Annotated in this window: 18 protein-coding genes; 16 read left to right on the forward strand and 2 right to left on the reverse strand. The window is 46.4% G+C overall.

Features of this window, described 5'->3' with window-relative positions; translation table 11 throughout:
* The first annotated feature begins 289 nt into the window (after nt 1-289).
* From rho to QWT69_RS02355, 4 genes are all read left to right on the forward strand, one after another.
* Nucleotides 290-1,573 carry a transcription termination factor Rho gene (rho, locus tag QWT69_RS02340; protein WP_317968598.1) on the forward strand — a complete coding sequence of 428 codons (1,284 nt, stop codon included), beginning with the start codon at nt 290-292 and terminating at the stop codon, nt 1,571-1,573.
* A gap of 181 nt (nt 1,574-1,754) precedes the next feature.
* Complete coding sequence (gene rpmE / locus QWT69_RS02345) at nt 1,755-1,979, forward strand: 50S ribosomal protein L31 (protein ID WP_317968600.1); 225 nt, start codon at nt 1,755-1,757, stop codon at nt 1,977-1,979.
* Nucleotides 1,980-2,172: 193 nt separating this feature from the next.
* On the forward strand, nt 2,173-2,775 hold the full coding sequence (locus tag QWT69_RS02350) for a thymidine kinase (protein WP_317968602.1): 603 nt from the start codon (nt 2,173-2,175) through the stop codon (nt 2,773-2,775).
* A 120-nt stretch (nt 2,776-2,895) separates the two neighbouring features.
* A complete protein-coding gene (locus tag QWT69_RS02355) occupies nt 2,896-3,894 on the forward strand; it encodes a VanW family protein (RefSeq protein ID WP_317968604.1) in 999 nt (332 codons plus the stop codon).
* Between the two features lie 24 nt (nt 3,895-3,918).
* On the opposite strand, the gene QWT69_RS02360 is transcribed toward QWT69_RS02355, so the two are convergent.
* Nucleotides 3,919-4,383, reverse strand: coding sequence for a hypothetical protein (locus QWT69_RS02360; protein WP_317968606.1), 465 nt, complete (start codon nt 4,381-4,383; stop codon nt 3,919-3,921).
* Nucleotides 4,384-4,511: 128 nt separating this feature from the next.
* Here QWT69_RS02360 and prfA point away from each other — a divergent pair, with 128 nt between their 5' ends.
* The 11 genes from prfA to QWT69_RS02415 all read left to right on the forward strand — a co-directional run bounded on the left by prfA (nt 4,512) and on the right by QWT69_RS02415 (nt 14,623).
* Complete coding sequence (prfA, locus tag QWT69_RS02365) at nt 4,512-5,588, forward strand: peptide chain release factor 1 (RefSeq protein ID WP_317968608.1); 1,077 nt, start codon at nt 4,512-4,514, stop codon at nt 5,586-5,588.
* Nucleotides 5,581-6,429 (forward strand): peptide chain release factor N(5)-glutamine methyltransferase, encoded by an 849-nt coding sequence (gene prmC / locus QWT69_RS02370; RefSeq protein WP_317968610.1) that lies wholly within the window; start codon nt 5,581-5,583, stop codon nt 6,427-6,429. The genes prfA and prmC overlap by 8 nt, the downstream gene beginning before the upstream one ends.
* Before the next feature lie 43 nt (nt 6,430-6,472).
* Nucleotides 6,473-7,066 (forward strand): stage II sporulation protein R, encoded by a 594-nt coding sequence (locus tag QWT69_RS02375; RefSeq protein WP_317968612.1) that lies wholly within the window; start codon nt 6,473-6,475, stop codon nt 7,064-7,066.
* Nucleotides 7,067-7,126: 60 nt separating this feature from the next.
* Nucleotides 7,127-8,155 (forward strand): L-threonylcarbamoyladenylate synthase, encoded by a 1,029-nt coding sequence (locus QWT69_RS02380; protein WP_317968614.1) that lies wholly within the window; start codon nt 7,127-7,129, stop codon nt 8,153-8,155.
* Nucleotides 8,156-8,248: 93 nt separating this feature from the next.
* On the forward strand, nt 8,249-8,752 hold the full coding sequence (locus QWT69_RS02385; RefSeq protein WP_317970861.1) for a manganese efflux pump MntP: 504 nt from the start codon (nt 8,249-8,251) through the stop codon (nt 8,750-8,752).
* Nucleotides 8,753-8,853: 101 nt separating this feature from the next.
* Nucleotides 8,854-9,255 (forward strand): low molecular weight protein arginine phosphatase, encoded by a 402-nt coding sequence (locus QWT69_RS02390; protein ID WP_317968616.1) that lies wholly within the window; start codon nt 8,854-8,856, stop codon nt 9,253-9,255.
* Entirely contained in the window at nt 9,252-10,535 is a 1,284-nt protein-coding gene (locus QWT69_RS02395) for a methyl-accepting chemotaxis protein (protein WP_317968618.1), read from the forward strand. Before QWT69_RS02390 ends, QWT69_RS02395 begins: the two co-directional genes overlap by 4 nt.
* Nucleotides 10,536-10,715: 180 nt before the next feature.
* A complete protein-coding gene (gene rpiB / locus QWT69_RS02400; protein ID WP_317968620.1) occupies nt 10,716-11,162 on the forward strand; it encodes a ribose 5-phosphate isomerase B in 447 nt (148 codons plus the stop codon).
* A gap of 8 nt (nt 11,163-11,170) precedes the next feature.
* The gene (locus tag QWT69_RS02405; protein WP_317968622.1) at nt 11,171-11,731 is read left to right on the forward strand and encodes a TIGR01440 family protein; all 561 of its coding nucleotides are present in this window, start codon (nt 11,171-11,173) and stop codon (nt 11,729-11,731) included.
* 108 nt (nt 11,732-11,839) lie between these two features.
* Nucleotides 11,840-13,093: a serine hydroxymethyltransferase gene (gene glyA, locus QWT69_RS02410; protein WP_317968624.1), complete on the forward strand. Its 1,254-nt coding sequence runs from the start codon at nt 11,840-11,842 to the stop codon at nt 13,091-13,093.
* Between the two features lie 582 nt (nt 13,094-13,675).
* Nucleotides 13,676-14,623 (forward strand): nuclease-related domain-containing protein, encoded by a 948-nt coding sequence (locus QWT69_RS02415; protein ID WP_317968626.1) that lies wholly within the window; start codon nt 13,676-13,678, stop codon nt 14,621-14,623.
* Between the two features lie 51 nt (nt 14,624-14,674).
* On the opposite strand, the gene QWT69_RS02420 is transcribed toward QWT69_RS02415, so the two are convergent.
* Nucleotides 14,675-15,145: a hypothetical protein gene (locus QWT69_RS02420; RefSeq protein ID WP_317968628.1), complete on the reverse strand. Its 471-nt coding sequence runs from the start codon at nt 15,143-15,145 to the stop codon at nt 14,675-14,677.
* A 185-nt stretch (nt 15,146-15,330) separates the two neighbouring features.
* Between QWT69_RS02420 and upp the strand changes: the two genes are divergently transcribed.
* The gene (gene upp, locus QWT69_RS02425) at nt 15,331-15,960 is read left to right on the forward strand and encodes a uracil phosphoribosyltransferase (RefSeq protein WP_317968630.1); all 630 of its coding nucleotides are present in this window, start codon (nt 15,331-15,333) and stop codon (nt 15,958-15,960) included.
* The last annotated feature ends 20 nt before the right edge of the window (nt 15,961-15,980 follow it).

Below are 15,980 nucleotides of genomic sequence, written 5' to 3' on the forward strand. Positions count from 1 at the left end.
AATGGCGAAGCGGCGCCCTTTGCCGCACAGCCAGGCCGACTTATGACCCGAGCATCTGGCGCCTGAAGCTGGATTGAAACAAAAGCGTAGGGCACCGGTTTGGATGCACGAACCAAAAGCATACGGTGCTTAAACAGCTAGATGATACTAAGTGGATTACAAAGTAATAAAATAGATTGCCCCAATGCCCGGCTTTTGCCGGGCAAACTTCTAATCATGGCTTCATCTACCCGTAACTCAACACAACCTCATCAATTAAAATCAAATAAAGAGTGGTGCTTATTAAGACATGTCAATACTAACAATCGCCAGTTTGGAAAATATGAATCTCAAAGAGCTGTACGAGCTCGCTAAAGAGTATAAAATCACTTATTACAGCAAACTGTCAAAAAAAGAACTGATCTTCGCGATCTTAAAGTCGAGAGCTGAACAGGAAGGTTTCTTCTTCATGGAAGGTGTGCTTGAAATCATCCAATCGGAGGGATATGGATTCCTTCGTCCTATTAACTACTCACCGAGCTCAGAAGATATCTATATTTCTGCATCCCAAATCCGTCGATTCGACTTGCGGAACGGCGATAAAGTAACAGGGAAAGTGCGTCCGCCAAAAGAGAACGAACGTTATTACGGACTGCTTCAAGTAGAAGCGGTCAATGGTGAAAACCCTGAAGTTGCACGCGAACGTGTCCACTTCCCAGGCCTGACGCCGCTCTATCCAGACCGTCATATCCGTCTTGAAACAGGACCTGAACATTTATCGACACGAATTATGGATTTAGTATCGCCAGTCGGTTTCGGACAGCGTGGATTAATTGTTGCACCACCTAAAGCCGGTAAGACGATGTTGTTAAAAGAGATTGCCAATTCGATTACGACGAATCATCCTGATGCGGAACTGATTGTGCTGTTAATTGATGAACGACCTGAAGAAGTGACGGATATTGAACGTTCCGTCAAAGCCGATGTCGTCAGTTCCACGTTCGATGAAGTACCGGAAAACCACGTGAAAGTGGCTGAACTTGTTCTTGAACGTGCGATGCGACTCGTCGAGCATAAACGCGACGTTGTCATTCTTATGGATTCAATTACACGACTTGCACGTGCGTATAACTTAGTCATCCCGCCAAGTGGACGTACGCTTTCTGGGGGAATTGACCCGGCTGCATTCCATCGACCAAAGCGCTTCTTCGGTGCTGCACGTAATCTCGAAGAAGGCGGTAGCTTGACAATTTTAGCTACTGCTTTGATTGACACAGGATCCCGGATGGATGAAGTCATTTATGAGGAATTCAAAGGTACAGGCAATATGGAATTACATCTTGACCGCAGCCTGGCAGAACGCCGAATCTTCCCTGCACTCGACATTCGTCGCTCCGGTACGCGTAAAGAAGAGCTTTTAATTCCAAAAGAACAGCTTGAAAAGTTGTGGGCAATCCGTAAAACATTCTCAGATTCGTCCGATTTCGGCGAACGTTTCCTGAAAAAGCTCAGACAGTCTAAAACCAATGAGGAATTCTTTGTAAAGCTTAATGATGAAATGAAAGCGCATCGTAACGGCAAGGGACTTCTGTAAAAATAAAGGCAAACAAAAGAATTGCATATTGGGTGTTACCTTGGTATACTAATTGAGTAAGGTTTCGACAATTTGCTGCATATACGGTTGACATATACGGACCGTGTAAGGCATCAGTCTTATTCAAGACCTTTAAATTATACTCTGTTCCAGATGGTTCAGGGCGAGAGGAGAGAGACCGATGAGAGCAGGAATTCATCCTAATTACAAAGTAGCTACTGTTACTTGTTCATGTGGTAACACATTCGAAACAGGTTCCGTTAAAGAGGACATTCGCGTAGAAGTATGTAATGAATGTCACCCATTCTACACTGGACGCCAAAAATTCGCTGCAGCGGACGGACGTATCGACCGCTTCAACAAGAAATATGGCATCAAAGAAGAAGTTCAAGAAGACGAAAAATAAGAATTTTCCAACCCGCCGGCATTGCGCTAGGCGGGTTTTTTAATTGCTTTGAAAAGGTTGGAATGACAATCACATAACATAAATTGACAAGAAATAAAAGACGTCCATTCCAACCCGTTTTGTTGTATGATAGACATTCACGTTAAGACAGATGAAAGTACATATAAAGCATGTAAGCGAAAGGGGATCCGACATGTACGTATCAATGCAGGGCGGTTGGGTAGAAGTCATTTGTGGCAGTATGTTTTCAGGAAAATCCGAGGAATTGATTCGGAGAGTTCGGCGCGCGCAGTTTGCGAAACAGAAAATTGCTGTGTTTAAACCCGAAATTGACGATCGATATAGTGAAGAAGCGGTTGTCAGCCATAATGGAACGACAGTGATTGCGACACCAGTAGCGGAATCGACACAAATTGAGCAGTTCGTAAAAGATGATTATGATATTATCGCCATTGACGAAGCGCAATTTTTTGACGAAGGAATTGTAGATGTTGTCATGGAATTGGCGGATCGCGGTTTTCGGGTAATCGTTGCTGGACTCGATCAGGATTTCCGCGGCGAACCATTCGGACCAATGCCACGACTGTTGGCCATTGCTGAAAACGTTACAAAGCTGCAAGCCGTCTGCATCGTTTGTGGATCACCCGCAAGCCGCACGCAGCGGTTAATAAACGGTAAACCGGCAGGCTCTGAAGATCCGATCATCCTTGTAGGTGCATCGGAAGCATACGAAGCCCGTTGCCGTACACACCATGAAGTACCGACCGGCATCACAGCAAATGTAATCGCTAAATAACAGAAGACAGACAGTATGGACAACCTCCATATTGTCTTTTTTAATTGGCTAGACGGTACATTCCCAATCATCTCCGAATACTATGAATGTCTGAAGAGAACTTCATAAAGGCAGGAGATTATGTTGAATAAAGGCATTTGTATTTTTATCCTACTGGGCACAATTGGTGTATCGGCATGCCAAAAACAACCGGTAAGTGAACAAGTTACGGAGAGTGTGGAAAGTCCATTGAATCCTAAAGATGAAGAGTCGTTTGAATCAGCTATCGATATCCCGGTGGACTTATCTGAAATGGAACCGATTGTTGTAGAAATTGTCGATTCACGTACGATGGAAACGGTACATATAATTACGCCAAACGAGTTCAGATTTGAGGACAACACTGAAGCCTATCGAGTGAAATTGGAACAACTAGCTAGAGAACTGGCAAGGGGGAATGAGGACAAAGCTGGATACGACAAGAGAATGGTTTTAGATCGGGTGGACGATCGAGGTGACATTCTAAAAGGATCTCCTTTAGTTCTCTTGAAAGAGCGTCGACTAGTGGAGCTGATCCTGGAATCTTCAGCGACTGGCGGCACAGTGGAACTACCGATTGAAATAGTCGAAAGTGGTTATAATCCAGATGATATTCTTTATATCGAAGAAGCATTAATCGCTTCCTATACAACATATTTTAATCAAGCAGATAGCGGTAGGAACAGAAATATCGAACTTTCTGCACTAGCGATTAATAATGTAATCGTTGGCAGCGGTGATTATTTTTCATTCAACACAGTTGTCGGTCCGAGAAGTGAAGAGAACGGCTATCAGCCAGCGCCTGAAATTGTGAACAAAGAACTCGTCATGGGGATTGGCGGAGGAATTTGCCAAACGTCGTCGACAATGTTCAATGCGGTTGACAAAATTCCGGTGAAATATGTTGAGCGTCATCATCATTCCTTGGACATCGGGTATGTGCCCAAAGGACGGGACGCAACGGTTTCGTATGGTGGATTGGATTTCAGGTTTCAAAACACAAACGACGTCCCATTCATTATAAAAACCGTTGTCGCCGATAACTTTTTGACGGTTGAAATCAGAACGGCAAACAAATTCAAAGACAGTCTTGTGAGATGAATAATGAAGTGCTAAAAACCAACATTAATATGTCAAGATCATTCGGCGCGGAATGATGAGTGGGAGGACGAGTGGATTGGCCGCGCCCGTAACCAGTGTCTCTGCGCCCGTAAAAGTCGAATGCGCGCTCGTAACCAGTGTCTCTGCGCTCATAAAAGTCGAATGCGCGCCCATAACCAGTGTCTCTGCGCCCGTAAAAGTCGAATGCGCGTCCGTAACCAGTGTCTCTGCGCTCATAAAAGTCGAATGCGCGCCCATAACCAGTGTCTCTGCGCTCATAAAAGTCGAATGCGCGCCCATAACCAGTGTCTCTGCGCCCGTAAAAGTCGAATGCGCGCTCGTAACCAGTGTCTCTGCGCTCATAAAAGTCGAATGCGCGCCCATAACCAGTGTCTCTGCGCCCGTAAAAGTCGAATGCGCGCCCATAACCAGTGTCTCCGCGCCCGTAAAAGTCGAATGCGCGCCCGTAACGAGTGTGTCTGCGCCCATATCTAGTCGATAAACTTGCTAAAAACCTCCCGCCCCTCCCACCGCTAGAAGAAATTACTGTATTTCACCGCTTCGTTACCGTACAATAAACATACTAAACAGACTGAAAAATAAGAGGTGTACTGACTATGTTTGAGAGGCTGCAAGCCGTTGAGGATCGATATGATCGTTTGAATGAAATGCTGAGCGATCCGGAAATTGTGAGTGATATGACGAAGTTGCGGACGTATTCGAAAGAGCAGTCCGATTTACAAGATACGGTCGATGCGTACCGTGACTATAAAGATGTAACAGCGCAATATGACAGCGCGAAACAAATGCTGGATGAACCGCTTGATGATGAGATGAAAGAGCTAGTGAAAATGGAAATCGCCGAGTTGGACGATCGGATTGAAGAGCTTGAAGCAAAACTCAAGCTATTACTTGTGCCGAAAGATCCGAATGACGATAAGAACGTGATTATGGAAGTCCGTGGGGCGGCAGGCGGCGACGAGGCTGCGTTATTCGCGGGCAGTCTGTACCGGATGTATAGCCGTTTTGCGGAAGTGAACCATTGGCGCGTGGAAGTGATGGACAGTTCACCGACAGAACTTGGCGGCTTCAAGGAAATCATTTTCATGATTAGCGGAAGAGGCGCGTATTCCAAGCTGAAATATGAAAACGGGGCACACCGCGTACAACGAGTACCTGAAACGGAATCTGGCGGACGGATCCATACGTCTACGGCGACGGTCGCTGTTCTACCGGAAGCGGAAGAAGTGGAAATCCAAATCCATGACAAAGACGTACGAACCGATACATTCGCATCATCTGGTCCAGGCGGACAATCCGTCAATACGACGATGTCTGCTGTCCGATTGACGCATTTACCGACAGGCATCACTGTTTCCTGTCAGGATGAAAAATCGCAAATCAAAAACAAAGAAAAAGCGATGAAAGTTTTGCGTGCCCGTGTCTATGATAAATTCATGCAGGAAGCACAAGCAGAATACGATGAAAAACGAAAATCCGCAGTCGGCACAGGCGACCGTTCTGAACGGATTCGCACATACAACTTCCCGCAAAACCGTGTGACGGATCACCGTATTGGACTAACAATCCAAAAACTCGACCAGATTATTGAAGGCAAGCTTGACGAAGTCATCGACGCGCTCATTCTTGAAGATCAGGCGAGGCGGTTAGAAAGTTTAGATCAAAATGACTGAGAAAATTTATGAAGCGCTCCATAAAGCCAAATCGCTTCTCGAATCAAAAGACTTGGACAGCCACGCCGCGTATCTATTAATGGAACATGTTACGAATAAATCCGGGGCGGCACTGCTAGCGGATTTGCGCGAACCGCTAGCACCTGAACAACAGAACGCCTTCTGGGATAAAACCGAAGAACTGCTGACAGGAAAACCTGTTCAGCATATTATCGGCACTGAAATGTTTTACGGACTGTCCTTCGAAGTGAATGAACATGTACTCATCCCGAGGCCTGAAACAGAGGAGCTTGTATACGGCGCACTTGAACGGAGCCGCAATCTAAAAAAAGAATGCCGCGTGGCGGATATTGGTACCGGCAGCGGCGCGATCGCGATTGCCTTCAAAAAAGAACGGTCTGAAGCGATTGTGACCGCAACGGATTACAGTGAAGCGGCACTGAGGACGGCAAGACGGAATGCGGTGAACAATGGTGTCGACGTCGATTTCAGGTTAGGTGATTTGACTGCACCGATTGCGGAGGAAAAGTGGGATATTGTGCTTTCGAACCCTCCGTATATCGATGTCAGCGAGTCCACGGAAATGTCTAAAACCGTTCTCGATTTCGAGCCGCATAGCGCATTGTTCGCAGAGGACGATGGGCTTTTCTTTTATAAGAGATTGGCGGAAGAACTACCTTCATTAATGAATAAACCCGGACTGATTGGCCTTGAAATCGGTTATTTGCAAGGGCAGGCTGTCGCGGATTTGTTCAAAAAAGCATTTCCGGAAGCGAGCGTTTCTATCAATCAAGATATAAATGGTAAAGATCGAATGATATTTTGTGAGATTCGTGAATAAATCCCGTAAACCCTGGCGACAATGAGGTCAGGAGGCGATCGGGATGATACAAGACTATGAAATTACGATACGTGATAGAAAAGTAAGCGAGCGGATGAGAAAAGGGATGGCAATCGTCGAGTTTGTACTCGTGCTGTTCATTATTCAGTCTGCACTTCTGTTATTGATGGATCGACCAATAGAGCAGGAAGCAGAAATTAGATTCAGGGTACTTGCCCATTCCAATACGACGGCGGACCAGAAATTGAAAGAAGCGATCCAACGAGAAATTGCACCGCTTATCAACAGTGCCGTCAATCAGGCAGAATCAAAATCTGATATTGTGAATAACTTGAAAAACGTTGAATCGACGATTTTAAGCATTGCACAAACAATGGCAGGTGACCAGGAAGTCCAATTTGAACGTAAAGCCGCACTGTTTCCGGCGAAGCGATCTGGTTTTGTCATCACGCCTCAAGCACCATATGACGCCTATATTCTGACGATTGGCAGCGGTCGTGGGGATAACTGGTGGTGTGGATTGTTTCCGAGAGTCTGTTTCCCAGACAAGACTGTTGATAAGATAGAAGAAACACCGGTGGAAGATGAAAAGGTGACATTCTTCGTTTGGGAGTGGATAAAATCATGGTTTGCGTGAAGTTATCCACTAGGCATGTGGATAAGTGAGAGAAAATGTGCATAAATGGGGGTTTTATTCGTGGAAACTGAAATTTTTTCAGTGGATAACCATATGGATAACATAGTTAGTTATCAACAGGCTGTAGATATCTTGAAAAAAGGCGGCGTCGTCGCTTTTCCGACGGAGACCGTTTACGGACTTGGCGCCCTTGCGACGGATGAGCAGGCCGTTCAACGGATCTTTGAAGCGAAAGGCCGCCCATCCGATAATCCGCTTATCGTACATATTGGGACAAAAGAAGAAGTTGACAAGTATGCGGTCGATATACCGGAAGTTGCGAACAAATTGATGGAAGCGTGCTGGCCGGGGCCGTTGACGCTTGTTTTCCATAAACGCGCTGGAGTCATTGCGGAAAATGTTACGCCTGGATTCCAGACGGTCGGCATTCGAATGCCTGATCATCCGGTAGCGCTCAGGTTACTGAAAGAGCTGGGTGCGCCACTTGCTGCGCCGAGTGCAAACCGCAGTGGTAAGCCGAGTCCGACTGAAGCGAATCATGTCTACGCGGATTTGCAAGGACGCATTCCGCTCATTGTAGATGGCGGCCGGACAGGTGTTGGTGTGGAGTCGACTGTGCTCGATATGACGACCGTTCCACCGACGATTTTACGTCCGGGCGGCATGACGCGTGAAATGATTGAAAGCATTATCGGCCCTGTGAATGCGGAAAGTAAGACGCCTGGTGAAGAGGCACCGCGTGCGCCGGGTATGAAATATGCGCATTATGCGCCTGAATCCCCGCTGTTTGTCATTGAGTTGGATGAATCAATCATCAGTGAAGCAATCGCGATATTGCATGCAGATGGAAAAAAAGTAGCTGTCATCGGTCCTGACGAGTTCGTTCCTGCTGAAGCGGACTGGTATTTCCCAATCGGTCCGATCCACGACCAGAATGCGATGGCTGCCAATCTGTATCACGCAATCCGTCAATGTGATCAGACGGATGCAGACATCATCCTTGCGACTGAAACCGATCTCGGCGGTGTCGGTGAAGCGGTTATGAACCGGTTGAATAAGGCGGCGGATGGAAAACGTTTCAGTCTTTAATTGACGATCAATCGATAGACTTTCTCCTGGAATGACCTCTCGTACGGCTGCATAAGATGGACAGATGCAGTAGTAGGGAGGTCGATTCGATTGGTGGAAATAATTGCAGCGGGTATTACGACGATTGATGTGATCATCGTCTATTCATTAATGAGGTTGCGCAAAGGCCGGTTAGTGCTTGCGTTATGGACAATGGTGCTCAATATGGCATTCCCGTTTCTCGGGTTTATTATGGGGGACTGGACGGTTGGCATTTTTTCGGCGTGGAGCCAACTGCTTTCGGGCATTCTTCTCGCGTTAATTGGCCTGCATATGCTGCTGCAGCAAGACGGTAATGATGCCGAACTGACGAGGCAACTCCATCCTACCCTCATTGCGCTGGCGGTAAGTCTGGATACGTTTTCCGTGAGTGTATCTTTTGGCATGCTCCAGTTGAATAAAATGCTATTCATCTTCGCATCGGGCTTGTTGGCGTTATTCTTTTCATGCGTTGCTTTGTATTACGGAAGGCGGATCAGCCCGCGTAATGGAAAGTTTCTTCGCAAACTGTCAGGGCTAGCTTTACTAACGATGGGAGTATTGTCATGGTTTCGTTGAAAATTTCTGTTTCTTTATTCACGGTTATCAGGTATCCTATAGGTAGGTGATATAGTATGAACATTTATTTTATTTGCACTGGAAATACGTGTCGAAGTCCTATGGCTGAAGCGATTCTTCGCTCAAAGGCGATAGAAGGTGTCGTTGTCAGATCCGCTGGAGTGAGCACGGTTGACGGATTACCGATTTCTGAGAATGCGTTGACGCTTATTGAACAGTCGGACATGCCGTACACCCCAGTTTCAACAGCGGTCACGGAGGAAGGATTGGAATGGGCGGATCTTGTGTTGACGATGACGTCTTCGCATAAGATGCTGTTGCTACATTTATTCCCTTCTGTGGCTGAGAAGACGTTTACATTGAAGGAGTATGCGTTACCTGCTGTTGGCGGGGATGTGCAGGATCCGTATGGCGGCAATCTAACGACGTATGGAAAGACCTTCAACGAATTGGAAAGCTTAATAGAGCGATTGAAGATGAAGCTAATGGAGGATGGAGTATGAGCAAGAAGAAATTCGGATTACGCATGAAACTCGTTTTGTTTGTCACGATATTAGCGGTCGTCACGTATTCGACGAGCGCGTTTTTCATTAATTACATAGGTCCTGAATTTTTCCCGAATGTGAAGCCTTTCATATTTGAAATTCTGACATACGCGATGGGGATTATGTGGTCAGCGATTTTGGCGGCTATGTTCAGCACGATATTGACGAAGCCGTTACAACAACTGGAGCTTGCGGCAATTGAAGTGGCAGACGGTAAAATCGGTACGGAAATTGTTTTGCCAAAGTCATCGGACGAAATCCGTTCAGTTGCGGAAGCATTCCAGAAACTCGTTGTCAATTTGCGGACTATCGTTCAGGAAATCGAGACGAACTTTGAAAAGACGGCTGTCACTGTCGATCAGCTTTCTGTTGAGACAAGCTCTGCTGCTTCACAGGCGGAATCGGTTGCGACGACGATCATGGAAATCTCTTCAGGTGCAGAAGCTTCTGCGATGGCAATCCAGGAAACAGCCGAAGCGATTGAAGACGTCCGGATGCTTGCTGCTGAAGTGAGTACGCATGCAGAAGATTCTTCCGTCCAATCGAAGGAGATGCTCGACGAACTGGGGCGAATGACCGATGTATTCCGTTCGCTTGTCGAAGGAATCCGGGACATGTCCAATCAAAGCGAGCAGTCACTTGGCACAATCCGCACGCTTAACCAAAATGCGCAGAAAATCGGCAACATCGTTCAGCTCGTCGGCAATATCGCGGGGCAGACAAACTTGCTGGCGCTGAACGCATCGATCGAAGCGGCGCGCGCAGGCGAACACGGTAAAGGTTTCGCCGTGGTAGCGGAAGAAGTACGTGTGCTTGCGGATGAAAGTGCAAAAGCGGTCCACAGCATCGATGAACTTGTGAAAATGATCCAGTCTGATGTATCGAAAGTTGTAAAAGAAATTGAAGAACAGGTGGAAACGGCGTCCATGGAAGCGGACCGGGCTGATGCGACGAGTACAAACGTTCAGTCGATGTCCGAAAAAGTGAATGGTATGGCGGATTCTGTCGTGAAGATTTCACAACTTGTGGAGAACCAGCTTGCGAATATTGAAACGACAGCAAGACAGTCACAAGAAGTGGCGGCGATTGCAGAAGAGACGTCTGCCGGTGCGGAAGAAGTGCGCGCGGCAACGGAAGAACAAGTACGTTCAATCGAACAGACGGATGCGATGGCGAGTCAGTTAAAGCACCAGTCGGAAGATCTATACAAAGTGATCAGCCAGTTTGACCGTTCGTAATCATGAACTAAAATAGACATTTATCCACGGAATAATGTGAAGGATGCTGAGATATAAATTGGCGCCTGACCGCATTCCGTGGAATCATTTCACAGCCCGAAATAGGAAAGCCGGGACTGTGTTTTTTTGTGGAACAATGGTAGAATTAGTTGTGAGTAAATTAAGAAAAGAGGTGCAGCAATGAAAATCGCAATCTCTTCTGACCATGGTGGTAACAATTTACGCCATGAAATCATGAATCTATTGGCAGAATTAGGATTGGACTATACAGATTTCGGTCCGGACTCCAACGAATCCGTCGATTATCCCGACTATGCGCTCCCTGTTTCAAAGGGTGTTGCAAACGGTGAATTCGATAAAGGAATCCTCATCTGCGGGACAGGTATTGGCATGTCCATCGCTGCGAACAAGGTAGATGGAATTCGCTGTGCGCTTGTGCACGATGTCTTCAGTGCGAAGGCGACAAGAGGGCATAACGACTCGAATATCCTTGCAATGGGAGAACGCGTCATCGGACCTGGTCTTGCACGGGAAATAGTGACAGCATGGCTGGATACTCCTTTTGAAGGAGGCCGCCACGAGCGCCGCATCGCCAAATTGACGGAGCTCGAAAACGGAGCGAGGTGAACTTGGCAATGGAAGTAGTGAATCTTTGGAAATTTGAAGTGGAACAATTGCTGGCGGAAATGGAAGATCAGACGACATTTGCACCTGGCAGTTTCTTCGTTGTCGGCTGTTCGACATCTGAAATTGCAGGCAAACGGATCGGTACAGGTGGCGCACTAGAAGTAGCAGAAGCGCTTTTTGGACCGCTCAAGGCGTTTGCAAAAAAGAATGGCCTTTTCCTGGCGTTCCAAGGATGCGAGCACATTAACCGTGCCTTGACAATTGAGCGGCAAGCGGCTGAGAAATTCGGTCTCGAATCCGTCTCCGTCATACCGGTTGTACACGCTGGCGGGTCGATGTCCGCATATGCCTTTGAACAGTTGGATGATGCAGTCGTCGTTGAAGCTGTCCGTGCCAATGCCGGAATCGACATCGGCCAGACGTTGATCGGTATGCATCTGAAGCAGGTCGCCGTACCACTTCGGACATCCATTAAACAGATAGGCGATGCCGTCGTCACTGTAGCCACAACGAGACCGAAGCTAATTGGTGGAGAACGTGCCGTTTATACACAACCGGTGGAAGATTGAGTTAAGTTGTAATGAAATGCAGGAATTCATTACCGTAAGGGTAGCTTGGAATCGGATTATATTTTGGTCCGGTTACGATAAAAAACAAGAAAAAGGGGAAATGAGAACATGGATTTGAGCAATGTGAAACGTGAAGATACAGCAGTATACGAAGCGATTATGGCAGAGAAGAATCGCCAGAATGCCAATATCGAATTGATTGCATCCGAAAACTTTGTGACGGAAGCAGTCATGGAAGCACAAGGATCATATTTGACAAATAAATATGCTGAAGGCTATCCAGGTAAGCGTTACTACGGCGGTTGCGAACACGTCGATGTCGTTGAAAACATTGCACGCGACCGGGTCAAAGAAATCTTTGGCGCAGCGTATGCAAACGTTCAAGCGCACTCCGGTGCACAAGCAAACATGGCAGTCTATTTCACAGTTCTTGAGCCAGGCGATACAGTTCTCGGTATGAATCTTTCTCACGGCGGACACTTGACGCACGGTAGCCCGGTGAACTTCTCGGGAGTTCTTTACAACTTTGTTGAGTACGGTGTAAGCAAAGAAGACGAATGCATCGATTACGAAGATGTCCGTCAAAAAGCGCTTGAGCATAAGCCGAAGCTAATCGTTGCGGGAGCAAGTGCATATCCTCGCGCAATCGACTTCGCGAAGTTCCGTGAAATCGCGGATGAAGTCGGTGCATACTTGATGGTGGATATGGCTCATATTGCTGGACTTGTCGCTGTTGGCGAGCATCCAAATCCAGTTCCATACGCTCATTTTGTTACATCAACGACACATAAGACGTTGCGCGGTCCACGTGGCGGCCTCATTCTTGTCAACGAAGAATTCGCACCTGAATTCGGTCGTAAAATCGACAAGTCGATCTTCCCAGGTATCCAGGGTGGTCCGTTGATGCACGTGATCGCGGCAAAAGCGGTTGCATTCGGCGAAGCATTGAAACCTGAATTTAAAACGCATATCCAACAAGTGAAGAAGAACGCGAAAGCACTTGCAGAAAGTTTGATGGCAGAAGGTGTTGATATCGTTTCAGGCGGAACGGACAATCACTTGTTGCTCATCAACTTGAAGTCACTTGGCATCACAGGCAAAATCGCAGAACACGTCCTTGACGAAGTCGGCATCACAGTGAACAAAAACACAATTCCATTCGACACGGAAAGCCCATTCGTCACTTCAGGCGTCCGTATCGGAACACCTGCCGTCACAACACGCGGCTTCAAAGAAGAAGAAATGAAGGAAATCGGTTCCATCATCGCTGACCTTCTGAAAAACCACGAAGACGAAGCAACGAAAACAGAAGCAGCAGCACGTGTTAAAGCATTGACAGATAAGTTTCCTTTATATGCTTGATTGATGAGCTGCGCCCCCACACTCTTGGTGAGTGTGGGGGGCTTTTTTGGTTGGATTGAGTTTTGCTTCGCGCTCGTAAAAGTGTGCACCGCGCCCGTAACGGTCACCGCCGCGCTCGTAAAAGTGTGCACCGCGCCCGTAACGGTCACCGCCGCGCTCGTAAAAGTGAGTCACGCGCCCGTAACGGTCATCACCGCGCCCATTAAAGTCGATCGCGTGCAAGAAAACCGCAACAATCTCACTAGCAAAAGTTCTCCCCAACAGTAAAACCTAGATAAATATGTCAAAAGCATTCTGCGCGAACTTTTGAGCGTTCGAAAATAGTTGAACACCGCGAAATAACTTCTGTTGTTTAAAAGGTTTCCGGATTGACTAGGTATCCGATTTATTCGAACGCTAAACGCTAGTAAAGAAAAAAATTGTTGAATTGGCAAAGTAGTAAAATGGCGGTTATAACGATAGTAAAATCGAATTTTAAAAAGTAGTTTTATTGATTCTATTGGCCTCAACGCGATACAAAATTGAAATTTGGCGATTCGGCAAAAATACCGTTAACTGGTACAATGCGCTTGAGGTGATAAAATGATCTATAAAAAACGGAGCAAGCCATTGATGTTGGTTGGTTTGGAGTCATTAATTATTAGACTCCCGAACAATCATTATTATTATCCTAAAGTTGAAGAAGACCTGAGAAAAAGGAGAGCTGGATTTGCGGGGGAACTGAATTTTGATAAGCATATAAATGAGTTTCGTCCATCTTATCCAATAGCGTTGCTACATGATGTATGTCTGCTTCAAAACGGCGTTTATTTTCAAATGGATTCTGTGATGATTTTGCCAGACCGTATTCTGATTTTTGAAGTTAAAAATTTAGCAGGTACTTTACGCGTCAAGACGAATCCTACACAATTTATCCAGGAACATTATGAGGAGAGAAAAGTGATTAACAGTCCCATTACTGAACTTGACCGCAAGAAGATTTTCTTGGAACTGTGGTTAAAAGAGAGAGGATTTAACATACCAATTAAAGGTATTGTCGCATTGGCTTTCACAAATGAGTTGCATAACGAGAATCAAATGGATACCATTCTGGCATTTACCCAGGAAATCCCTATTATTCTTTACGATATGAAGGTAAGTGATGAATTAATTAATCGTATTGAAATGAAAAAGCTGGCAGTTGAGATGATTAACGCTCATCAAGAATACAATCCTTTACCATTATGCAGAACGATGAATATTCCCAGAGAAGAAATTTTATCAGGAGTGATTTGTCAAAACTGTAGTGAAGGAAAAATGCAGTGGCAAAAGAAAAGATGGAAATGTATTGTCTGTCAGAGTGTCTGTGCTAATAGTCATCACCAATTATTGTCCGATTGGTTTTGTCTGATTGACAACAAGATTACAAATCGGGAATTTCGTTCATTTTCCATGATAGATGATCGGTCTGTAGCAAAACGAATGTTGAAGAAGTCTGGACTACTGATGACTGGGAAGGCGAAAACCGCTTTTTATAGTAAGCACCGTTAGAAAGGGTGCTTGCTAACGACGTTTGATTGCCTCTTTATACAAAAACCAAGATTAATTTGTCAAAAGCATGCCGCGCGACTGAGTAATATTCGTTTTAGAAGTTATGACCGCGCCCATAAATCTATTATCCGCGATCGTATATTTACTTTCTGCTCCCATAATCGTCGTCGCCGCGCTCGTAAAAGTGATTCGTGCGCCCGTAACCATCGTCGCCGCGCTCGTAAAAGTGATTCGTGCGCCCGTAACCATCGTCGCCGCGCTCGTAAAAGTGATTCGTGCGCCCGTAACCGTCGTCGCCGCGCTCGTAAAAGTGATTCGTGCGCCCGTAACCGTCGTCGTCGCGCTCGTAAAAGTGATTCGTGCGCCCGTAACCGTCGTCGTCGCGCTCGTAAAAGTGATTCGTGCGCCCGTAACCATCGTCGTCGCGCTCGTAAAAGTGATTCGTGCGCCCGTAACCATCGTCGTCGCGCTCGTAAAAGCGACATCCGCGCTCGTAAACGCTCCTCGTGCGCCCGTATTCAATCACGGGTGCTCAAATAAGTATCTGTTTTGTCCGAAAACCATGCAACCCGCACTAAAAAACCAACAAACAAATCCTCAAACAATTCATCATTCAACAACATCTGTCAATTTCCGCTCTGGATGGTGCGAGAACTGTCGTGCATCTGTTATAATGGTCAAGACATTTTGAAAAGGAGCGATTAGCAATGGCGAAAGTACATGTATTTGATCATCCGCTCATCCAGCATAAATTAACGTTTATCCGTGACGTAAACACGGGTACGAAGGAGTTCCGTGAGCTTGTCGATGAAGTAGCGACGCTGATGGCATACGAAATTACGCGCGATCTTCCATTACAGGAAGTGGATGTAGAGACACCTGTCTGTATGTCGAAATCGCAAGTGTTAGCAGGTAAGAAACTTGGGATCGTTCCGATTCTCAGAGCGGGTATCGGTATGGTCGATGGCATTTTGAAATTGATTCCGGCAGCGAAAGTTGGACACGTCGGTCTATTCCGGGATCCGGACACACTACAGCCACATGAGTATTTTGTGAAGCTGCCGTCTGACGTGGCGGAGCGTGAATTCATCCTTGTCGATCCGATGCTTGCAACAGGCGGTACGGCAGTCGAAGCTGTAAATTCACTGAAGAAACGCGGAGCGAAAAACATCCGTTTCATGTGTCTAATTGCAGCACCTGAAGGCGTGAAAGTATTCACAGAAGCGCATCCTGAAATCGATATCTACATCGCAGCGATGGATGAGCGATTAAATGAAAAAGGATATATCGTACCGGGGTTAGGCGACGCGGGCGATCGTCTTTTTGGAACAAAATAAAAACGTGACATACTAATAGG

The sequence above is a fragment of the Sporosarcina oncorhynchi genome (genome assembly GCF_033304615.1).
In the GTDB taxonomy this organism is placed as follows: Bacteria; Bacillota; Bacilli; order Bacillales_A; family Planococcaceae; genus Sporosarcina; species Sporosarcina oncorhynchi.